This window comes from Terrabacter sp. 2YAF2 (assembly GCF_052114705.1).
GTDB lineage: Bacteria > Actinomycetota > Actinomycetes > Actinomycetales > Dermatophilaceae > Terrabacter.
Window position 1 is genome coordinate 64,984 of record NZ_JBFRFG010000006.1, and the last position, 20,921, is coordinate 85,904.

General features: G+C 71.9%; 22 protein-coding genes. 13 read left to right on the forward strand and 9 right to left on the reverse strand.

The annotated features are described in order from the left end of the window. The first annotated feature begins 13 nt into the window (after window positions 1-13). Window positions 14-814 carry a lysophospholipid acyltransferase family protein gene (locus AB4030_RS09075; RefSeq protein WP_442278889.1) on the forward strand — a complete coding sequence of 267 codons (801 nt, stop codon included), beginning with the start codon at window positions 14-16 and terminating at the stop codon, window positions 812-814. After that, complete coding sequence (locus AB4030_RS09080) at window positions 811-1,809, forward strand: NAD(P)H-dependent glycerol-3-phosphate dehydrogenase (protein ID WP_442278890.1); 999 nt, start codon at window positions 811-813, stop codon at window positions 1,807-1,809. The genes AB4030_RS09075 and AB4030_RS09080 overlap by 4 nt, the downstream gene beginning before the upstream one ends. 181 nt (window positions 1,810-1,990) lie before the next feature. On the opposite strand, the gene AB4030_RS09085 is transcribed toward AB4030_RS09080, so the two are convergent. Beyond that, the gene (locus tag AB4030_RS09085) at window positions 1,991-2,596 is read right to left on the reverse strand and encodes a phosphatase PAP2 family protein (protein WP_442278891.1); all 606 of its coding nucleotides are present in this window, start codon (window positions 2,594-2,596) and stop codon (window positions 1,991-1,993) included. A gap of 96 nt (window positions 2,597-2,692) precedes the next feature. Continuing rightward, on the reverse strand, window positions 2,693-3,751 hold the full coding sequence (locus tag AB4030_RS09090; protein ID WP_442279111.1) for a trans-sulfuration enzyme family protein: 1,059 nt from the start codon (window positions 3,749-3,751) through the stop codon (window positions 2,693-2,695). 76 nt (window positions 3,752-3,827) lie between these two features. Here AB4030_RS09090 and AB4030_RS09095 point away from each other — a divergent pair, with 76 nt between their 5' ends. Continuing rightward, complete coding sequence (locus AB4030_RS09095; RefSeq protein ID WP_442278892.1) at window positions 3,828-4,967, forward strand: D-alanine--D-alanine ligase family protein; 1,140 nt, start codon at window positions 3,828-3,830, stop codon at window positions 4,965-4,967. Window positions 4,968-5,000: 33 nt separating this feature from the next. On the opposite strand, the gene AB4030_RS09100 is transcribed toward AB4030_RS09095, so the two are convergent. Beyond that, window positions 5,001-5,366, reverse strand: coding sequence for a hypothetical protein (locus tag AB4030_RS09100; protein ID WP_442278893.1), 366 nt, complete (start codon window positions 5,364-5,366; stop codon window positions 5,001-5,003). 91 nt (window positions 5,367-5,457) lie between these two features. Further along, entirely contained in the window at window positions 5,458-5,691 is a 234-nt protein-coding gene (locus AB4030_RS09105; RefSeq protein ID WP_142177321.1) for an Lrp/AsnC ligand binding domain-containing protein, read from the reverse strand. Window positions 5,692-5,909: 218 nt separating this feature from the next. Between AB4030_RS09105 and thiL the strand changes: the two genes are divergently transcribed. Then, on the forward strand, window positions 5,910-6,878 hold the full coding sequence (thiL, locus tag AB4030_RS09110) for a thiamine-phosphate kinase (protein WP_442279112.1): 969 nt from the start codon (window positions 5,910-5,912) through the stop codon (window positions 6,876-6,878). A 172-nt stretch (window positions 6,879-7,050) separates the two neighbouring features. On the opposite strand, the gene rpmB is transcribed toward thiL, so the two are convergent. Further along, entirely contained in the window at window positions 7,051-7,239 is a 189-nt protein-coding gene (gene rpmB / locus AB4030_RS09115) for a 50S ribosomal protein L28 (protein WP_020142801.1), read from the reverse strand. A 168-nt stretch (window positions 7,240-7,407) separates the two neighbouring features. After that, window positions 7,408-8,184 (reverse strand): fructosamine kinase family protein, encoded by a 777-nt coding sequence (locus tag AB4030_RS09120; protein ID WP_442278894.1) that lies wholly within the window; start codon window positions 8,182-8,184, stop codon window positions 7,408-7,410. 141 nt (window positions 8,185-8,325) lie between these two features. On the opposite strand from AB4030_RS09120, the gene AB4030_RS09125 reads away from it, so the two are divergent. The 8 genes from AB4030_RS09125 (at window position 8,326) to mutM (ending at window position 16,026) form a co-directional block, all read left to right on the forward strand. Further along, window positions 8,326-10,122 carry a DAK2 domain-containing protein gene (locus tag AB4030_RS09125; RefSeq protein ID WP_442278895.1) on the forward strand — a complete coding sequence of 599 codons (1,797 nt, stop codon included), beginning with the start codon at window positions 8,326-8,328 and terminating at the stop codon, window positions 10,120-10,122. A 2-nt stretch (window positions 10,123-10,124) separates the two neighbouring features. Further along, window positions 10,125-12,386, forward strand: a complete 2,262-nt coding sequence (locus AB4030_RS09130; RefSeq protein WP_442278896.1) for an ATP-dependent DNA helicase RecG — start codon at window positions 10,125-10,127, stop codon at window positions 12,384-12,386. Window position 12,387: 1 nt separating this feature from the next. Further along, entirely contained in the window at window positions 12,388-12,969 is a 582-nt protein-coding gene (gene rsmD / locus AB4030_RS09135; RefSeq protein ID WP_442278897.1) for a 16S rRNA (guanine(966)-N(2))-methyltransferase RsmD, read from the forward strand. A gap of 41 nt (window positions 12,970-13,010) precedes the next feature. Beyond that, window positions 13,011-13,499, forward strand: a complete 489-nt coding sequence (coaD, locus tag AB4030_RS09140; RefSeq protein ID WP_442278898.1) for a pantetheine-phosphate adenylyltransferase — start codon at window positions 13,011-13,013, stop codon at window positions 13,497-13,499. 89 nt (window positions 13,500-13,588) lie between these two features. Continuing rightward, window positions 13,589-14,164: a YceD family protein gene (locus AB4030_RS09145; protein ID WP_442278899.1), complete on the forward strand. Its 576-nt coding sequence runs from the start codon at window positions 13,589-13,591 to the stop codon at window positions 14,162-14,164. Window position 14,165: 1 nt separating this feature from the next. Beyond that, window positions 14,166-14,360: a 50S ribosomal protein L32 gene (rpmF, locus tag AB4030_RS09150; RefSeq protein WP_030146690.1), complete on the forward strand. Its 195-nt coding sequence runs from the start codon at window positions 14,166-14,168 to the stop codon at window positions 14,358-14,360. 19 nt (window positions 14,361-14,379) lie between these two features. Further along, window positions 14,380-15,159, forward strand: a complete 780-nt coding sequence (rnc, locus tag AB4030_RS09155) for a ribonuclease III (protein WP_442278900.1) — start codon at window positions 14,380-14,382, stop codon at window positions 15,157-15,159. A gap of 6 nt (window positions 15,160-15,165) precedes the next feature. After that, on the forward strand, window positions 15,166-16,026 hold the full coding sequence (gene mutM / locus AB4030_RS09160; protein WP_442278901.1) for a bifunctional DNA-formamidopyrimidine glycosylase/DNA-(apurinic or apyrimidinic site) lyase: 861 nt from the start codon (window positions 15,166-15,168) through the stop codon (window positions 16,024-16,026). Between the two features lie 49 nt (window positions 16,027-16,075). Here the strand turns inward: mutM and AB4030_RS09165 are convergent, their stop codons facing one another. From AB4030_RS09165 to AB4030_RS09175, 3 genes are read right to left on the reverse strand one after another with little or no spacing between them, the layout of a single operon-like run. Further along, window positions 16,076-16,408, reverse strand: a complete 333-nt coding sequence (locus tag AB4030_RS09165; protein ID WP_442278902.1) for a hypothetical protein — start codon at window positions 16,406-16,408, stop codon at window positions 16,076-16,078. A gap of 13 nt (window positions 16,409-16,421) precedes the next feature. Then, window positions 16,422-18,182: a sodium:solute symporter family protein gene (locus AB4030_RS09170; RefSeq protein ID WP_442278903.1), complete on the reverse strand. Its 1,761-nt coding sequence runs from the start codon at window positions 18,180-18,182 to the stop codon at window positions 16,422-16,424. A gap of 60 nt (window positions 18,183-18,242) precedes the next feature. Next, window positions 18,243-19,517: an NAD(P)/FAD-dependent oxidoreductase gene (locus tag AB4030_RS09175; protein WP_442278904.1), complete on the reverse strand. Its 1,275-nt coding sequence runs from the start codon at window positions 19,515-19,517 to the stop codon at window positions 18,243-18,245. 23 nt (window positions 19,518-19,540) lie between these two features. On the opposite strand from AB4030_RS09175, the gene AB4030_RS09180 reads away from it, so the two are divergent. Next, window positions 19,541-20,836 carry a hydroxyacid-oxoacid transhydrogenase gene (locus AB4030_RS09180; protein WP_442278905.1) on the forward strand — a complete coding sequence of 432 codons (1,296 nt, stop codon included), beginning with the start codon at window positions 19,541-19,543 and terminating at the stop codon, window positions 20,834-20,836. Window positions 20,837-20,921 lie beyond the last annotated feature (85 nt).

The window sequence follows — 20,921 nt, forward strand, 5'->3', positions numbered from 1 at the left end:
AGGACGTGACAACGTGACTGCCGGCGCACGCAAGAGGCGGCTGCCCTGGGCCTACCGGTCCGTGGCGTTCGTGCTCCGGCCCCTGTTGATGCGGGTGACGAAGCGCGACTGGCGCGGCCTCGAGAACATCCCGGCCGAAGGCGGGTTCGTCGTGTCGACCAACCACATCTCCTACGTCGACCCGATCGTCTTCGCCCACTTCATGTTCGACAGCGGCCGCGAAGCGTACTTCCTCGGCAAGGACAGCCTCTTCGCGATCCCGGTCGTCGGGTGGCTGCTGAAGAAGTGTGGCCAGATCCCGGTCTACCGGAACTCGGTCGCCGCCACCGACTCCTACCGCGCCGCGGTCGACGGCGTGCGCGCCGGCAAGGCGCTGGGCATCTTCCCCGAGGGCACCATCACGCGCGACCCCGACCTGTGGCCGATGCGTGGCAAGACCGGCGCCGCCCGGGTCGCGCTCGAGACGCGCTGCCCGCTGATCCCGGTGGCGCAGTGGGGTGCACAGGAGATCCTGTCCCCGTACGGCCACCGGCCCTCGCTCTTCCCGCGCAAGACGATGATGATGTATGCCGGTCCGCCCGTGGACCTGTCGGACCTCTACGGCCGACCCCTCGACGCGTTGGTCCTTCGCGAGGCGACCGACCGGCTCATGGACCGCATCACCGACCTGCTCGAGGTGCTCCGTGACGAGAAGCGCCCCACCGAGCGGTTCGACCCGCGCACCCACGGTGTCCCCGAGATCGGGAACCCCTTGAAGCACGATGAGATTGGGCGCCACCGGCGATCGAAGGACTCGGACGGGAAGCACTCGTGACGCGGGTCGCCGTCCTGGGCAGCGGCAACTGGGGCACCGCGTTCGCGATGATCCTGGCGGACGCCGGCTGTGACGTCACCATGTGGGCCCGCCGGCGGGAGGTCGCTGACGCCGTCAACGCCGGGCGCAACGACGCCTACCTGCCGGAGCTCGAGCTGCCGGCGAGGGTCCGCGCCACGGTGGACACCGGCGAGGCGCTCGAGCAGGCCGACGTCGTCGTGCTCGCCGTGCCCTCGCAGACCCTGCGGGACAACCTGACCCAGTGGGGCCACGCGATCCCCGCGGGCGTGCCGGTCGTCTCCCTGATGAAGGGGGTCGAGCTCGGCACGACGATGCGCATGAGTGAGGTCATCGCGGAGGCGGGGAACGTCGAGCAGGACCGCGTCGTGGTCGTGTCGGGGCCCAACCTCGCCACGGAGATCGCCCGTCGGCAGCCGGCGGCCGCCGTCGTCGCGTGCCGCGACATGGCCACGGCCGAACGGGTGGCCGCCGCGTGCGCGACGCCGTGGTTCCGGCCCTACACCGACACCGACGTCACAGGTGCCGAGGTCTGTGGTGCGACGAAGAACGTCGTGGCCCTCGCCTCCGGCATGGCCGAGGGCATGGGTTTCGGTGACAACACGAAGGCCACGATCATCACGCGCGGGCTGGCCGAGACGACGCGCCTCGGTCTGGCGCTCGGCGCCGACCCGCAGACGTTCATGGGGCTCGCCGGCGTCGGCGACCTCATCGCGACATGCATGTCCCCGCTCTCGCGCAACCACAGCTTCGGTGTGCGACTCGGGCGCGGCCTGACCGTCGCGGAGGCGACTGCCGAGCTGCGCACGACGACCGAGGGGGTCAAGTCGTGCGAGTCGATCCTCACCCTCGCCGAGCAGCACGACGTCGAGATGCCGATCTGCGAGCAGGTGGTCGCCGTCATCCGCGACGGACACCCGGCCAGCGAGGTGGGACCGCGCCTCATGTCCCGTGACCTCAAGGCCGAGAAGCGCTGAGCCGTAGTCCGGCCCGCCTTGCCGTCAGCTCGGACGCTGCCGGCCGGCACCCGCCGGATGCCGACGGACGACCGTTGCTGCACGGCATACGTCCTCGGCCGGTGTGTCGGCCGGCGTGTCGGGACGGTTCAGTGACCAACGGTCGTCGGCCGGCGCGGCACGCGCCCAAAGGGCGGGGTTCTCACGCCTCCTGGGCGTCGGGGGCGAGCACGCGGTCCACGACGGGCAGCGAACGCGCGCGGTGCACCAGCCAGGTCAGCGGCCGGCGGAGCAGCAGCCAACCGAGACCTGCGACCGCGGCACCGAGCAGCAGCCCGGCCACGACGTCGTGGGGGTAGTGCGCGCCGACGTAGACCCGGGTGGCGGCCATGAGCAGCGCTGCGACGACCGCGAGGGCTCCCAGCCGCTTCGACACGATGAAGAGCCCGACGGCGGCGGCTCCCGCCATCACCGCGTGGTCAGAGGGGCAGGACCAGTCCGTGGTCCGGTCGATGAGCACGAGCGCCGCCGGGTGCGCGGCATACGGCCTGACCTCGGCCACCGCGGCAGCGACGGGCACGTTCACGGCGACGGCGAGCAGGGTCCCGAGTCCTGCCCAGATCGCCGCGGCGAGCAGCCGGTCAGTGTCCCCGCGTCGCCGCCAGACACCCACGAGGATCAGCGCTGCGAACACGACGAGGCCGTACTTCGCGTAGGCCACGGCCGGCGCATGCAACCACGTCGAGGTGCGCGCGAAGTCGTTGACGCGCAGGAACAGGGCGGTGCTGAGGTCGAGCAGGTTGCTCACGGAACGGATCCTTCAGATGGGAGGCGACGACGACGCAGGGTCGCGGCGGCACGCCCACTCTCCCCGACGATTCTGAGGAGAATCTCAGAGACCGACTCAGGCGGCGTCCAGGGCCCGGGCGAGGTCGGCCCAGAGGTCGTCGACGTGCTCGATGCCGACGGAGAGGCGCAGCAGGTTGACCGGCACCTGCTCGGACTCCGAGGGGTGGCGACGGCGGCGTTCGACCTGGGACTCCACGCCCCCGAGGCTCGTCGAGTGCAGCCAGAGCCGAGTGGCGGCACACACCCGTTCCGCTGCCTCGGCGTCGCCCGCGACGTCGATCGACAGGATGGCGCCGGCCCCCGGGTACCGGACCCGCGCCACGGACGGGTGGGCCGCGAGCCGTCGGGCCAGCTCGGCGGCGGTGGCGCTGGCCCGCTCGAACCGCACCGAGAGCGTGCGCAGCCCGCGGAGGGCGAGGAAGACCTCCATCGGCCCCGCGATCGCCCCGTGCAGGGTGCGGTGGCGACGCAGGCGCTCGCCGATCTCACGGCCCCGGTCCGTGTCGGCCACGACGGTCGCACCGAGCACGACGTCGCTGTGTCCTGAGAGGTATTTCGTCACCGAGTGCACGACGACGTCGGCGCCGAGCGACAGCGGTCGGCACAGCAGCGGCGTCGAGAGCGTGTTGTCGACGACGCTCGTCACCCCGAGCTCACGCGCGCGGGCGAGCACGACGTCGAGCTCCGTGACGTCCATGAGCGGGTTCGTGGGCGACTCGAGCCACAGCATGTCGGCCGACTCGAGGGCGTCGCGGAACCCGGCCGTGTCGGTGGCGTGAACGCGTACGACGGTGCCGCCGGCCGCCTCGTGGGCGGCGAGCAGGTCGCCGGTCCCGTTGTACGTCGTGTCGGGCGCGACGACCGTGCCCCCGGCGGGGACGAGCGACAGCGCTGCCGAGATGGCTCCCATCCCAGAGGCGTGCACGAGCGCGCGACCGCCCTCGAGGCCTCCGAGGGCCTCCTCGAAGGCGTTCCACGTGGGGTTGCCGGACCGGGCGTAGTTGACGGACCCGTCGGCGGCATACGTGGAGGTGAGCTCCACGGGCACGTTCACGGACGCACCGGGGGAGCGCTCCGGGCGACCGGACGCCACGAGGAACGTCTCGACCTGCATCTGCTGCGAATCCTCATCCCTGACCACGCCGTCAGCGTACGAGGGGGTCCGGAAGGTCGGGATAGAGTCTCGTCTGATGACCACGGACCAGCCCCAGCCCGAACAGCCGAGCCGCCGCCCCCGCGTCGCCATCGTCTTCGGAGGACGTTCCTCGGAGCACGCCGTCTCCTGCGCCACCGCAGCCGGAGTGCTCCGGGCGATCGACCGGAGCAAGTACGACGTCGTGCCGATCGGCATCTCCCGCGACGGCCAGTGGGTCCTCGCCGCTGACGACCCGAGCCGCTTCGAGCTGACGGCGAGCCGCACACCCGAGGTCGAGCCGAGTGCCGCGCACGTCGTCCTGCCGCTGTCGACACGTGAGAACGCGCTCACCGTCCTCGAGGCAGGTCGGCCGCCCCAGGAGCTCGGGCAGGTCGACGTCGTCTTCCCGCTGCTGCACGGCCCCTTCGGTGAGGACGGCACGCTCCAGGGCTTCCTCGAGCTCTCGGACGTCCGCTACGTCGGCTCCGGGGTCTTCGCCTCGTCAGCGGGCATGGACAAGCACTACATGAAGGTGGTCTTCGCCGGGCACGGCCTCCCGGTCGGGCCGTATGCCGTCATCACCGACCGCGCGTGGCGCACCGACCGGGCGGCAGCCATGGACGCCTGCGCCGGCCTGCGCTACCCGCTCTTCGTCAAGCCGGCGCGGGCCGGCTCGTCCATGGGGATCACCCGTGTCGACGATCCTGCCGGGCTCGAGGCCGCGATCGAGGTCGCGCGCGAGCACGACCCGAAGGTCCTCGTCGAGGAGGGCATCGCCGGGCGCGAGATCGAGTGCGCGGTGCTCGAGGGCCACGGCACGTCCGGGCCGCGCACGTCCGAGGTGGGCGAGATCGCCATCCACGACAACCACGCCTTCTACGACTTCGAGGCGAAGTACCTCGCCGAGGCCGACGTCGACCTCAGCTGTCCGGCCGACGTGCCGGAGGAGGTCGCCAAGGAGGTGCGGCGCCTCGCCGCCGAGGCCTTCGAGTCGCTGGGCTGCGAGGGGCTCGCGCGCGTCGACTGCTTCTACACCGACGACGGCCGTGTCGTCATCAACGAGATCAACACGATGCCGGGCTTCACCCCGCACTCGATGTACCCCCGGATGTGGGCGGCCTCGGGTCTGGAGTACCCCGACCTCATCGACGAGCTCGTGTCGCTCGCCCTGGAGCGCCGCACCGGCCTGCGCTGACGGCCTCGTCGCCCGGCCACACGGCATACGCCCTCAGGAGCAGTGCCGGCCGTTCGCGGGCAGGGACCTCGCGACGGCCGTGAACGCCGGCAGGAGCAGGGGCACGGCTCCGTAGGACCCCGGCGCGAGCACCTCGATCGCGGGGTCGCGGCCGTAGGTCGTGGCAGCCGAGCCGTCGGTGAGCTGCCGCACGACCCAGTCGACCCCGTCGACGGTGACGCAGTCCTGCGTCGTCGGAGCGAGCGGGTCGAGTCCGCAGCGCGCGATGATGGCCGGATCGCCCCACGCCGCCACCGACCGGTCGTCGGGCTGCGTGGCGACGCGGGGGTGGCCGCTGACGTCGCCCGGCCAGGCAGCGGACGAGCACACCGGCGCCGACGCCTGCGGCGCGAGTGCCACCTCCGGTGCGCGCGTGCACGCGGACAGCACGACGGCGGCGCCGATCAGCGCCGCCGTCGTGAAGGACGTGCGTCCGGTCAGGGGGCCGGCCTCAGACGTGGACGACCGTGCAGGTCAGGGTCCGCGTGATGCCCGGGACGTCCTGGAGCTTCGCGATGACGAGACGACCGAGGTCGTCGACGTTGGAGGCCTCGACGCGGGCGATGACGTCGTAGGGACCCGTCACGTCCTCGGCGAGAGTCACGCCGGAGATCCCGGCGATCGCCTCCGCCACGGTCGCGGCCTTGCCGACTTCGGTCTGGATCAGGATGTAGGCCTGGACCACGTGTCACCTCACTGTGTGTCGATCGTTGGACGGTCGAGCACGGGCACGGTGCCACGGCACGACCGGTCGGAACGGCAGGCCTCAGTGTGACTGCGGCCGTGCCCTGACGCTACCTTGCCATGGGGCCTCACGTCCCCTGGAAACCGGGCCCCCGAGGGCCGTCCATCGAAAGGGTGTGTGATCCCGTGCCGAACGTCGACCGGCTCCAGCGAGGGCCGATGATGACGGGCGGCACACCGCTGCGCTCGCTGGACGAGGACGAGCTGCTCGCACGCATCCTGCCGGGATTCCCGGCGGGCGACGACCTCCTCGTACCGCCCGGCGACGACGCTGCCGTGCTGGTCGGCTCGGAGCGCATCATCGCCACGACCGACACCGTGGTCCTGGGCCGCGACTGGCTGGACGCGTGGTCGTCGGGGGCCGACATCGGTCACAAGGTCGTGGCGCAGAACCTCGCCGACGTCGCGGCGATGGGCGGACGTCCGACCGGTGTCCTCGTCACCCTCGTCGCCGACCCCGAGCTCTCCCTCGAGTGGGTGCTCGACCACGTGCGGGGTCTGGCCGAGGCGTGCCGGGCAGCCGGGGTGGCGGTGCTCGGCGGCGACCTGTCGTCGGCGCCCGCCGGGGTCGTCATGGTCTCGGTCACCGCCCTCGGCCGACTCGCGGGTGACCCGGTGCTCCGATCGGGCGCGCGGGCCGGTGACGTCCTCGCGGTGCACGGGTCGCTCGGTCTCGCCGACGCCGGCCTGCGGCTGCTGAAGGCCGAGGCGGTCGACCGGCTCCCGCTCGCGGTCGAGCGCCAGCGCCGTCCGGCACCGCCGCTCGCCGCCGGGCCAGAGGCGTCCGCCGCTGGTGCGACGGCCATGCTCGACGTCAGCGACGGGCTGCTGCGCGACGGTGGGCGCATCGCCCGGGCGAGCCACGTCGTCATCGACCTCGACCTGCAGGCGCTCGCGGGCGACGTCGACGCCCTGGCCGGAGCGGTCGGGGCCGAGGCGGCGCTCGACTGCGTGCTCGCCGGCGGCGAGGAGCACTCGCTGCTCGCGACCTTCCCGGCGGACGCGCTGCCGGACGGATGGCGGGTGGTCGGGGCCGTCCGGGCGCCCGGGGAGGACGAGCCTGCCGGCATCCTCGTGGACGGCCGCCACGTCAGCCACACCGGGTGGGACCACTTCCGCAACGGTTGACCCGCGGTCGGGGCCGCTGCGTCCCCGATCGCGTATGCCGCGTGCCCGGTCCGTCGGTCACCGCCGCCGGCAGGTGGGCGAGGAGCGCCCGACGAGCGGGAGGACGCGCCGCGCGAGAGGAAAGGCCGGCCCCCGTTGTGGGGACCGGCCTCTCAACGTTGGTGAGGGACGTTCAGCGAACGACCTTGCCCGCCTTGAGGCAGGAGGTGCAGACGTTGAGTCGCTTCGGCGTCACACCGTCCACCAGCGTCCGAACGCGCTGGATGTTGGGGTTCCAGCGGCGCTTGGTGCGGCGGTGCGAGTGCGAGATGTTGTGACCGAAGCTCGGTCCCTTGCCGCAGACGTCGCAGTTGGCAGCCACGGGTATCTCCTGAAGTTCGATGTTGACGAAATGCTGAGCTCCACCACCGGATCGGGTCGACGCACACGAGGGCGCGCGTCACCCCGAAGTGCACGGGGGGAACCGGTAAAGAGTAGCCGACGAGTCGCTCGGACGACAAAACGGCGGCGCAGGCGGGCGCACCGCACCTCATGCGAAGGCGCGGGCGGCCTCGACGAGCTGGACGGCATACGCGGGGCCGTGCGACGACGCGTGCACGGCGAGAGGGTGCAGCTGGTGGAGCCCGACGAGGTCGCGCCAGCCGGCGTCGAGCCCGGCGGCCTCCTCGTAGGCGGCTGCGACGCGGTCGAGGCCCGGGCACCCGAAGAGGGCCAGCATCGCGAGGTCGGTGAGTCCGTGCCCGCCGTGGGCGGCCGGGTCGATGAGGACGGCGCCGTCGGAGGTGAAGACGACGTTGCCCGACCACAGGTCGCCGTGGATGCGCGCAGGCGGTCGGTCGTCGTCGAAGTCCCCGGCCGTCAGACGGTCGCAGACCCGGTCGACGGTGCGGGCGCCGGCGTCGTCGAGGTGCCCGCGGTCGAGTGCCCGACGCACGAACGGGCGCACCCGCTGCTCCGCGTAGAACAGGCCCCACGACGGAGTCGGCTCGTTGGTCTGCGGCTGCCGGCCGATCCAGGCGTCACCGGTCCAGCCGGGCGGTGGGGACCCGAAAGCCGTGGCGCCCGCGCCGTGGGTGACGGCGAGGCCCCGCCCGAGTGCCTCTGCGGCCTCGGCGGTGGGGCGGACGGGTCGAAGGCGTGTCAGCTCGATGTGGTCGGTGCCCACGTCGCAGACCTCGACGACGTGTGCGCCCCCGTTGGGCTCCGCCTGCGCGAGCCACCGCAGGCCGGCAGCCTCGGCCTCGAAGAAGCCGGAGGGGGCGTCGGACCACGACTTGCGGTGGCGGGCGGGGGAGGGACTCGACACGGTGACCACGCTAGCTGCCTCCGTCCGGGCCGGAGCGGTGCATGCGACCGTCCGAGCGAGGCGCTAGCCTGCCGAGATCGGCGAGCCCGCTACCCGTCCGATGTCCAGACGCCAGGTCACGCACGACGAGCAGGAGGTCCGATGTCCGGCGCCACGCCGCCGCCCGACGGGCCCCTGACCTCGCTCGACCTCGTCGCCGTGCGCCGCTGGGCGGTTCTGACGCGTTCGCTGTTCGCCGCCCGACGGGTCGAGATCGACGCCATGAACGTCTTTCCCGTGCCCGACGGCGACACGGGCACGAACCTCTACCTCACCTTCGACGGGGCGGTCGAGCGCACCCTGGCCACCGCCGACGTCACCACCGCCGACGAGCTGCTGTCGGTCTTCGCCAAGCACCTGCTGTGGACCGCTCGGGGCAACTCCGGGGTCATCCTCAGCCAGCTGGCCCGCGGCCTGGCCGAGGGCTGTGCGGGTGCCGCCCGGATCGACGGCCGCATCCTGGCTGCTGGACTGCGCCACGCCGAGGTGCGCGCGCGGCAAGCGGTGACCGACCCCAAGGAGGGGACCATCCTCACCGTCGCCAGCGCGATGGCAGAGGCCGCCGAGCGTGCTGCCCACCAGATCGCCCAGCACGCCGGGGGCTCACCGACCTCGTATGCCGCCCACGACGTGAGTCGTGTCCCCCCGTCCGGTGGTGACTCGGCCGACCACGCTGCCGTGAGCGTGCACGACGTCGCGTTGGCGGCGGTCGAGGCCTCGCGGGAGGCGCTCGCACGCACCCCGGAGCAGCTTGCGGTGCTCGCGCGCGCCGGTGTCGTCGACGCCGGCGGCGCGGGACTCGTCGTGCTGCTCGAGTGTCTCGAGCGCGTCTGTGCCGGACAGCGTGCGCGCTCGGGGGCCGACGACTCGGACTGTCGCTTCCGGCGTCGTCCCGACCTGCCTGGTGCTGCCCACGACGTCCACCCGAGCGGGGGTTCCGACGAGGAGGGCATGCCCGAGTACGAGGTGATGTACTTCCTCGCCGACTCCGACGACGCGGCGGTGGACGTCCTGCGCAGCCGCCTCGTGCAGCTCGGTGACTCCGTGCTCGTGGTCGGTGGGGACGGCGAGTGGAACGTCCATGCGCACGTCGACGACGCCGGCGCGGCCGTCGAGGCCGGCATCGAGGCGGGGCGGCCGCATCGTGTGCGCATCACGCGCCTCACGGGAGCCCACGGCCTCGGCCGCAGGGTCGAACCGTCCGAGGGGCGCACCGCGTCGCCGCGCTCGGGTGCCGCGATCGTGGCCTGCGCGGCCGGCGTCGGCCTCGAAGGCCTCTTCGAGGATGCCGGTGCGGTCGTCGTGCGCTCCGGCCCCGGCCGGAGAGCCTCCACCGGCGGACTCATCAGCGCGATCCGCGAGCAGCACGCCCGGGGCGCGTCGGGCGTCGTCGTCCTGCCCAACGACGGCGACACGCTCCTCGCCGCGGCGGCAGCAGTGCGCGCGGTCGCCGACGACGGCATCGAGGCGCACCTCGTCCACGTGCGCACCGCCGTCCAGGGCATCGCCGCGCTCGCCGTCTTCGAGCCGGCCGCCGCCGCCTCGGCCAACGTCCTGGCGATGCAGGCAGCCGCGTCGGCCACCCGGCACGGCGCGGTCACCGTCGCCAACCGGGCGGCGCTCACGAGCGGTGGCCCGTGCCAGGCGGGCGACGTCCTCGGGGTCGTCGACGGCGACGTCGTCATCGTCGGTTCCGACCAGCTCGACGTGACCCGCGAGGTCGTCCGGCGGCTCCTCGCGAGCGGAGGCGAGCTCGTCACCGTGGTTGCCGGCATCGACGCGCCGGACGGCCTCATGCCTGCCGTCGCCGCTGAGGCCCGCCGCGACCAGCACGGCATCGAGGTGTCGCTCATCGACGGCGGACAGGCCGTCTATCCCGTGCTGCTGGGGGTGGAGTGAGGTTGCCCGTGCTCACCGAGGACTCGCCGCTGACCAAGCTCGTCAAGAAGAACGAGGCCGAGCAGCTCGCCCGCACCAAGGGCCTGCTGAGCGTGGCCGACCTCTTCGAGTTCGTGCCGAGGCGCTACGTCCGACCCGGCCAGCTGACCGACCTCTCGTCGCTGCACGTCGGCGAGGACGTCCTCGTCGTGGCCGAGGTCAAGAAGGCGACGACCCGGTCCATGCGCAACCGTCGGGGCAAGATGCTGACGGTCGTCATCGGCGACGACCTCGGCAACGAGCTCGACGTGACCTTCTTCAGTGCCTACGGCCACGAGGGCAAGCTCCAGCCGGGTGCGCGCGGCTTCTTCGTCGGGCAGATCGGCGCCTACGGTCGTCGCCTGCAGCTGACGCACCCGGAGTACGAGCTCTTCGACGACGAGGAGGCGGGGGAGGCCGCGGTCGAGTGGTACCGCACGCACCGCGTGCCGGTCTACTCCACGACGGGCAAGCTCAACTCGCTGCGGCTGCGCAAGCTCGTCCACACCGCGCTCGACACGGTCGACCGCATCCGTGAGCCCGTCCCCGACGACGTACGCGTGGCGCGCGGCCTCGTCGACCGTGCCGTCGCGCTCGAGCTCGTCCACCGCCCGGCCGTCGACGACCAGCCCGCCCGGGGCCTCGACCGGCTCAAGTTCGACGAGGCCTTCGTGCTCCAGACGATCCTCGCCCAGCGCCGCAAGGCCACTGAGTCCGAGCTCGCGACGCCACGGCCACCACGCCCGGGAGGCCTGCTCGCGGCCTTCGACGCCCGGCTGCCCTTCGACCTGACCGAGGGCCAGCGCGAGATCGGTGAGGTCCTCGCGTCCGAGCTCGCGTCCGAGCGACCGATGCACCGGCTGCTGCAGGGGGAGGTCGGCTCGGGCAAGACGGTCGTCGCCCTGCGGGCGATGCTGGCCGCCATCGACGCCGGCGGCCAGGCCGCGCTGCTCGCCCCGACCGAGGTGCTGGCGGCCCAGCACCACCGGTCGATCACGGCCATGCTCGGCGACCTCGCGCAGGGCGGGATGCTCGGCGGCTCCGAGTTCGGCACCACCGTGGCCCTGCTCACCGGCAGCCAGAACGCCGCGGCGCGCAAGCGCTCCCTCCTCGACGCCGCGTCGGGCGGGGCCGGCATCGTCGTGGGGACCCACGCCCTGATCCAGAAGCACGTCCAGTTCGCCGACCTCGCGCTCGTCGTCGTCGACGAGCAGCACCGGTTCGGTGTCGAGCAGCGGGACGCGCTGCGCGAGAAGGGCATCCGTCCTCCCCATGTGCTCGTCATGACCGCGACGCCGATCCCGCGCACCGTGGCCATGACCGTCTTCGGCGACATGGAGACCTCCACGCTGCGCGAGCTGCCCCGCGGACGTTCGCCCATCGCGACGCACGTCGTCGACGCCGACAAGCCCGGCTGGGTCGACCGCACGTGGCAGCGCGTGGCCGAGGAGGTCGCCAAGGGGCACCAGGCCTACGTCGTGTGTCCCCGCATCGGTGACGTCGACGACGAGCCGGGCTCGGCGCCGGCGCTCTCCCGGGACACGTCCGACGAGGACGCCGGCTGGGACGCGCACTGGGACGGCGACGACGAGGCGGGGCCGGACGGCGAGCCGGACGCGCCAGCGAAGGAGCTCACCGGCGTCTACGCGATGCTCAGCACCCTGCGCGCCACCCCGGCCCTCGAGGGTGTGCGCATCGGTGTGCTGCACGGCCGTCTCGACCCCGACGCCAAGGACGCCACGATGCGCGCCTTCTCCGCGGGCGAGATCGACGTGCTCGTTGCGACGACCGTCATCGAGGTCGGCGTCGACGTGCCGAACGCCTCGGTCATGGTCGTCGTCGACGCCGACCGTTTCGGCATCTCCCAGCTGCACCAGCTCCGCGGCCGCGTCGGTCGTGGTGCGGTGCCCGGCCTCTGCCTGCTCATGACCCAGGGCGCGGGGGAGCGGGCGGCCGAGCGCCTCGACCAGGTCGCTGCGACGACCGACGGGTTCGAGCTCGCCCGGGCCGATCTGCTGCTGCGCCGCGAGGGCGACGTTCTCGGCGCACGACAGAGCGGACGGGGCAACTCGGTCCGGCACCTGCGCCTCGGCCGCCTCGAGGACGAGCAGATCATCGCCGACGCCCGCGAGGACGCCTTCGCCCTCGTCGACCGTGATCCCGAGCTGCGTGAGCACCCGGCGCTCGCCGCAGCCGTGGCGATGCGGCTCGACGAGGACCAGGCCGTATGGCTCGAGCGAGGCTGAGATGACGCGCATCATCAGCGGCGTCGCCGGTGGACGGCGTCTGCAGACACCCCCGGGGTCATCGACCCGACCGACGTCGGACCGGGTGAGGGAGGCCCTCTTCAGCCGCCTCGAGCACCGCGGGCTGCTCGAGGGCGCCCAGGTCCTCGACCTCTACGCCGGCTCCGGCGCCCTCGGGCTCGAGGCGGCCAGCCGCGGGGCCGCGCTGGTGCTGCTCGTCGAGTCGGACCGGAAGGCCGCGAAGGTCATCCACAGCAACGTCGGTGTCGTGGGCCACCCCGGGGTCCGGGTCCTCGCCGACACCGTCGAGCGAGCGGTTGCCGCGGGTCCACCCGCCGGCGTCCGCATGGACCTCGTGCTGCTCGACCCGCCCTACGACGTGACCGAGGACGCCCTCGCCGCGGTGCTGGCGGCCCTGGTCGAGCGCCAGTGGCTCGCCCCGGACGCGTTCGTCGTCGTCGAGCGCTCCAGCCGGTCCCCGCAGCCCACCTGGCCGGACGGACTCGAGCTCTCGGGCGAGAAGCGCTACGGCGAGACCGCGGTGTGGTTCGCCGAGCCGACGCCGGGCGACGTCGTGGCGTGAGGCTCCCGCCACGGCGACGACCCGGACGGTAGGTTGGGCGCGTGACGAGCGAAGCGCGCCGCTGTGTGTGTCCCGGCTCCTACGACCCGATCACCAACGGTCACGTCGACGTGGTGACCCGCGCCAGCAGGCTGTTCGACGAGGTCGTGGTGGCGATCCTGCACAACCCGGGCAAACAGGGCACGTTCGGCATCGAGGAGCGCACCGCCCTCATCGAGCAGTCCGTCGGCCACCTGCCCAACGTGCGCATCGGCGCCTGGGCGGAGACGCTGGTCGTCGAGGTCTGTCGGGAGGTCGGTGCGGCGACGATGGTCAAGGGACTGCGCGGCGGCACCGACTTCTCGTACGAGTTGCCCATGGCGAACATGAACCGTCACCTCACCGGCGTCGAGACGCTCTTCCTCGCCGCCGACCCGACGCTGGCCCACGTCTCCAGCTCGCTCGTCAAGGAGGTCGTGCGCTACGGCGGCGACGTCACGGGGCTCGTCCCGGACCCGGTACTCGCGGCCCTGAGCGGGCGTCTCGTCTGATTTGGGCGCACGGCGCCCCTCTAGTAGCCTTGGAGGTCGGTCCACGTCCGTCTTGGCGCGGACCGAATCCTCTACTGTGCGCAGGAGCCATGGACCGTCCTGATCCCCGTTCTTCTCTGGTGCTCGACACCAGGGAGCTGGTTCGGCGACCCGGGACGATGCTCGAGCTCTCGCGCACGGTCACGTTGCCCGACGACCTCGGAACCGACATCATCTCGATCACGTCCGGCCAGCCGGTCGCGGTCGAGGTGCGGATGGAGTCCGTCGTCGAAGGTGTCCTCGTGACGGGTTCGGTCAGTGGCACGGCGACCGGCGCGTGCGTGCGGTGCCTGGATCCTCTCGAGCTCGCTGTCGAGGGGCGCTTCCAGGAGCTGTTCGCCTACGCCGACCGGGCGGCGCACCACCACGAGGTGGGAGCCGACTCGGACGAGGACGAGGTGCACGAGCTGGTCGGTGACCTCATCGACCTCGAGCCCGTGCTCCGGGACGCTGTCGTGCCGACGCTGCCGTTCCAACCGGTGTGCCGGCCTGACTGCCCGGGGTTGTGTTCCGAGTGTGGGATGCACCTCGCGGAGGACCCGGACCATCATCATGAAGTGATCGACCCGAGGTGGTCGTCCCTCAGTGGACTGCTGAGCGACGACCCGCAAGAGAAGAGGAACTGACGTGGCTGTCCCGAAGCGGAAGATGTCGCGCTCCAACACCCGTTCGCGTCGTGCGAACTGGAAGGCAACGCCGACGACGCTCACCACGTGCCCGCAGTGCGGTGCGGCGACCCAGCCGCACATCGCGTGCCCCTCGTGTGGCACGTACAAGGGCCGTCACTACGCCGTTGCCGAGCGCACCGAGCACCAGGCCTGATCACACCGTGAGCAGCCCCATGAGCGACCTTGGCGCTGGGGGTGTTCCGGCGGTGCCGCAGCGGCCCGTCGATGCTCTGATCGCCCACCTCCGTGAGGTGGTCGGCCGGGACATCGACGAGCCGCTGCTGCTGCGTTCCCTGACGCACCGCTCGTACGCCTACGAGAACGGTGGCCTGCCCAACAACGAGCGTCTCGAGTTCCTCGGTGACTCCGTGCTGGGTCTCGTCGTCACCGAGTCGCTCTACCGCGAGCACCCGGACCTGGCCGAGGGGCAGCTGGCCAAGCTGCGCGCGGCCGTCGTCAACATGCGCGCGCTCGCCGACGTCGCCCGGATGTTCGACCTCGGGCAGTACGTCATGCTCGGCAAGGGCGAGGAGGCGACCGGCGGCCGCGACAAGGCCTCGATCCTGGCCGACACCCTCGAGGCGCTCATCGGCACCGTGTTCCTCTCGACGGACATCGACTTCGCCGCGCGCTTCGTGCACCACCACTTCGACCCCCTCATCGAGGAGGCCGCCACGCTCGGGGCCGGACTCGACTGGAAGACGAGCCTGCAGGAGATGGCGGCCGGCTCGGCGCTCGGGTCCCCGGAGTACCGCGTCGGTGAGCAGGGGCCGGACCACGAGAAGGAGTTCCACGCCCGCGTCGTCGTCGGCGAAGAGGTCCTCGGCGAGGGTCACGGCCGGTCGAAGAAGGAGGCCGAGCAGAAGGCCGCCAAGGAGGCCTGGCACACGCTCGACGACCGCCGGGGCACGTCCGGACCCGCGGCCGACACCGCGGGCCCCAGCCCGACCTGACGCCTCGTGCCGGAGCTGCCCGAGGTCGAGGTCGTGCGCCGTGGTCTCGAGGACCACGTCGTGGGTCGCCACGTCACTCGCGCTCGGATCACGGGGGTGCGGGTGGCCCGTCGCCACGACGCCGGTCCCGACGACCTCTCCGCACGGCTTCACGACGTGACCGTCACCGCGGCCTCGCGCCGCGGGAAGTACCTCTGGCTCGCCCTCGACGGCGAGGACGCCCTCATCGTCCACCTGGGGATGAGCGGGCAGATGCTCGTCGAGCCGGCTGACGCGCCGCTGGAGAAGCACTGCCACGCCCGTTTCGACTTCGCCGACGACGGCCCGCAGCTGAGGTTCGTCGACCAGCGCACGTTCGGCGGTCTGGCCCTGTCACCGCTGCGGCCCGACGGCATCCCGGAGTCGGTTGCGCACATCGCGCCCGACCCCTTCGAGCCGGCCTACGACCAGGCCGCCGTCGTGCGCCGGATGAAGCAGCGCGACAGCGCCGTCAAGCGGGCCCTGCTCGACCAGACCCTCGTGTCGGGCATCGGCAACATCTACGCAGACGAGGCTCTCTGGCGCGCCCAGGTGCACGGCGAGCGCCTCTGCTCGTCCCTGACCAAGCCGGCGCTCGCCAGGATCCTCGACCACGCCCGGGACGTCATGGCGGAGGCGCTCGGCCACGGCGGCACGAGCTTCGACGCGCTCTACGTCAACGTCAACGGGGCGAGCGGCTACTTCGACCGCTCGCTTCACGCATACGGACGCGCGGGCACCCCATGCGACCGGTGCGGTGCCATCATGCGCCGCGAGCAGTTCATGAACCGCTCCTCGTTCTCCTGCCCCGTCTGCCAGCCGCGCCCGAGACGCCGCAGCCCGTCCTGACCGTCTGGGACGGGGGACGGGCTGCGAGGTCGCGAGGGCTGCGGGTGGGTCAGTGGCCGGTCGGCCGACGCTTCGGAGCCGGTCGTGAGGGGTCGTCGTCGACGGGCTCGACGTGCGCGGGGACGACGATCGGCTTGATCCTCGCCCACACGATGAAGAACGCACTGATGACGAGCAGGACGATGCCGGCGTAGAGGTTGGCGTTGACGTTGCCCGTGCGGTCGTAGGCCTTGTCCCCGAAGATCCCGAGCAGCGTCAGGATCACGCCGTAGAGGCCGAGCAGGGCGCCGATGAAGTTGCGGATGTCGAAGGCGCCGGCCGTGTGCTTCTGGCCGCGCTTCCCGCCGGCGGCAGAGGAGTCGAGATCGTGGGAGTCACTCATGTCGGAGCTCCTGTCAGAACAAGAAGTTGAGGATGATGACCATGCCGAGCGAGATGCCGGCGAGGGGCAGCGTGCGGCGGAACCACGGCAGCTTGCGCTCCTCCGGGTCCACGAGGTCCTCCCGTGGCGTCTCGGAGTAGACGAGGCCGCGCAGCGAGCCGGCCGGCTTGGGCTCGGTCACGAGGGACACGACGACACTCAGCGCGATGTCGACCACGAAGGCCGCGGAGGCTGCGACGAACGCGGCGCCCTGGCCCTTCAGTGGGATGACCCCGAGGCTGAGGGTCCCGAACGCGTCCTCGCTGAGGAAGGCGACGAGCACGGCCGAGAGCGTTCCGGCCGAGAGGCCGACCCAGCCGGCGGTTGCGGTCATCCGCTTCCAGAACATGCCGAGGATGAACGTCGCGAAGAGCGGGGCGTTGAAGAACCCGAAGAGCGTCTGGAGGTAGTCCATGATGTTGCTGAACGAGCTCGCCACGATCGCAGTGAAGATCGCGATGACCGTCGCACCCACCGTTGCGAGACGCCCGATGCGCAGGTAGTAGTCGTCGCTGTGGTCCTTGCGGATGTAGCGCTGCCACAGGTCGTAGCTGAAGACGGTGTTGAAGGCCGAGATGTTGGCGGCCATGCCGGCCATGAACGCCGCGAGCAGGCCGGCGATCGCGACGCCGAGCAGGCCGTTGGGCAGGATGTCGCGCATCAGCAGCAGCAGGGAGTCGTTGTACTTGACGCCCTCTCCGGAGGCGCCACCGGGCGGCGAGCCACCGGCCTTGAGCTGGCCGATCTCCTTGACGAGGACGGCCGCGATCATGCCCGGCACGATGACGATGAAGGGCACGAACATCTTGGGGAAGGACCCGATGATGGGCGTCTTGCGCGCCGCCGAGATCGAGTTGGACGCCATGGCGCGCTGGACCTCGACGAAGTTCGTCGTCCAGTAGCCGAAGGACAGCACGAAGCCCAGGCCGAACACGATGCCGACCACCGACCAGAACGGTGAGTCGAAGCCGGAGAGCGCCTGGCCCGGCCACGAGTGGAGCTGCTGTTCGGCGGAGGGGACCTTCGCGGCCACCGCGGCGGGTGTGGATGCGAACTCGGTGATCTTGTCCTTGAGGCCCTGCACGCCGCCCACGCGGTTCAGGCCGATGAGGGTCAGCGGCAGCAGCGCGGCGACGATGACGAAGAACTGGAGCACCTCGTTGTAGATCGCCGCGGAGAGGCCGCCGAGCGTGATGTAGGACAGCACGATGGCGGCCGCGACGAGCAGCGTCACCCACAGCGGCCAGCCGAGCAGCGCATGCACGATCGAGCCGAGCAGGTAGAGGTTGACGCCGGCGATGAGCAGCTGAGCGAAGGCGAAGCTGATCGCGTTGACGAGGTGGGCGCCCGTGCCGAAACGGCGGAACATGAACTCGGGGACCGAGCGCACCTTGGAGCCGTAGTAGAAGGGCATCATCACGACGCCGAGGAAGAGCATGGCGGGGATGGCCCCCACCCAGAAGTAGTGCACGGCCGAGATGCCGAGCTGGGCCCCGTTGGCCGACATGCCCATGATCTCGACGGCACCGAGGTTCGCCGAGATGAAGGCGAGGCCGGTGACCCAGGCCGGGAGCGACCGCCCGGAGAGGAAGAAGTCGATCGAGTCGGACACCGATCGCCGTGCCATGACCCCGATGCCGAGGACGAAGACGAAGTAGAGGGCGATGATGACGTAGTCGACGGGATTGGCGTTGATCAGGGTGCCTGCGGTGGGCAGACCCGCCAGAGCGTGCATGCGATCAGTCCCTTCGTTGGGCGACGACCCACGCTAGCGCAGGCTCCGGCGCCGGGCGCGTCAGGGCGAGCGGGTGTCTCGTCCCCTCGTGATGAGCCGCTTGAGCGGGACGGAGGAGTCCGCCGCGGAATCGGCCGGAATCGTCATACCCTTCTCGAGCGCCCTCTTCACGGCGAGGTAGTCCGTCGGGCTCCCCACCGACTCGATGGCGATGAGCAACCCGTCTCGGTAGCTGAGGAGCGAGAACCGCTCTGCCGCAGGATCGCCGCGAACGACGGTGTGGTCGGCGCCGTGGGGGAGGCCGGCGATCTGCAGCCGCAGGTCACCCTGGTCGCTCCAGAACCACGGCACGGACGCGTATGCCGCCGGGCGCCCCGTGAGCGTCGCTGCGGCAGCGCGTGCCTGGTCGGTGGCGTGCGCCACGCTCTCGAGCCGGGTCGGTCCGACCAGCCCCCGGGCGAAGGGGTTGGGTCCAACGGCGCAGTCGCCGGCCGCGACGGTGAGCCCGTCCGACGTGCGGGCGTGCTCGTCGACGACGATCCCGCGCGGGTCGACCGTCAGCCCGAGCTGGGCGGCGAGGTCGGTGCGCGGGTCGACGCCGACGCCGACGACCACGACGTCGGCATCCAGCACGGAGCCGTCGGCCAGCGCGACCCCCACCGCGTGCCCGTCCTCGCCGATGAGGCCGACAGCGCTGGCGCCCAGCAGGACCCGCGTGCCGCGGCGCTCGTGCGCGGCCCGGACCGTGTCGGACAGCAGCGGAGTGACCGAGCGGCCGAGAAGGCGGTCGCTCGCCTCGAGGACGGTCACGGCGGCGCCGAGGGCGCGGGCGCTCGCGGCGATCTCGAGCCCGATGAAGCCACCCCCCACGACGACGACCTCGCGTGCGACCCGGAGCCGCGGCGCCAGCCGGTCGGCGTCGGTCAGGGTGCGCACCGAGTGGACGCGCTCGAGGTCGGCGCCTTCGAGGGGAAGCGTGCGGTTGACCGCGCCCGTCGTCAGGGCGAGGCGGTCGAACTCGAGCGCGCGGCCGGAGCCGGTGACGGCGCGTCCGCCCCGGGCATCACGCTCGATCGTCGTCACGGCGTCGCCGGTGACGAGCTCGACGCCGAGGTCGGCGAACCAGGCGGCGTCATGAAAGACGAGTGTGGGGCGGTCATGCTCGCCGCGCAGGTAGCTCTTCGACAGCGGGGGGCGCTCGTAGGGCGCTTCGGGCTCGTCACCGACGAGGGCGATGGGCGCGGTGTCCCCGAGCTCGCGCAGGGCCGTGACGAGCGAGATGCCGGCTTGGCCGGCGCCGACGACGAGCGTCCCGGCGGTCTCGTCTGTGGCCATGGGTGCCACCCTAGGGTGGGCGCATGACGTGGTCACCAGCCAACCCCGAGTCCGTCTTCACCTACGGAGCTCCACAGCTGAAGTTCGGCGCCGGCGCCGCCGACGAGATCGGGCACGACCTCGGGGCGCTCGGCGTGCACCGGGTCCTCGTCGTCACCGACGCCGGTGTGCTGGCGACCGGATGGCCCGAACGGGTGGCCGAGGGCATCCGGGGGTTCGGCATCGAGGCTGTCGTCCACGACTCGGCGCACGTCGAGCCGACGGACGCCAGCCTGCAGGTCGCGGTCGACCGGGCCCGCGCCGACGGACCGTTCGACGGCTACGTGGCGGTCGGCGGCGGTTCGGCCATCGACACGGCGAAGGCGGTCGACCTGCTGCTCAGCGACGGCGGAGACCTCATGGACTACGTCAACGCGCCGGTGGGGGAGGGGCGGGCCCCCACGCAGCAGCTCGCGCCCCTCGTGGCGGTGCCGACGACGACGGGCACCGGCGCCGAGAGCACGACTATCTGCGTGCTCGACGTCCTCGCGCTCAAGGTCAAGACGGGCATCAGTCATGTCCGGCTCCGTCCCAGCCTGGCGGTCGTCGACCCGCGCCTGACGGCGACGCAACCCGCGGGCGTCACGGCAAGCGCCGGGATGGACATCCTGTGCCACGCCCTCGAGAGCTGGACGGCGCGCCCGTTCACCAGCTACGAGCGCAAGCAGCCGGGCGAGCGCGTGCCCTACTGCGGCAGCAACCCGATCTCCGACATGTGGTCCGAGCGCTCGATGTCGCTGCTGGCCAAGGCCTTCCGCACCGCCGTGCGAGACGGCGGCGACGAGGCCGCCCGCGGCGACATGGCCCTCGCGGCGACGTTCGCGGGGCTCGGGTTCGGCAACGCCGGCGTCCACGTGCCGCACGCCAACGCCTACCCCATCGCCGGTCGGGTTCGCGACTTCCACCCGGACGGCTACCCGCGGGACGAGCCGATGGTGCCGCACGGCATGGCCGTCGCGCTGACCGCACCCGAAGCATTCCGTTGGACGTTCGAGTCCGACCCGGAGCGCCATCTGGCCGCTGCCCGCCTGCTCGACCCCGGCCACGGAGATCGCTGGGACTCCGACTCGCGCGATGTGCTGCCCGGCGTCCTCGTCGACCTGATGCGCGACATCGGACTGCCCAACGGCCTGCGCGCCGTCGGCTACGGCGAGCACGACGTCGACGACCTCGTCGACGGGTCGCTCAAGCAGCAGCGGCTGCTCGCGACGAGTCCGCGCGAGGTCGGCCCCGACGACCTCGTCGGGATCATGACCCGCTCGCTGCAGCTCTGGGACTAGCGAAGGCAACCACGCGGGTTTTTCGGGGGAACACGGGGGCGCAGGCCGGTAGCGGCCGTGAGCTCCCGTGCGTCGGCATACAGTG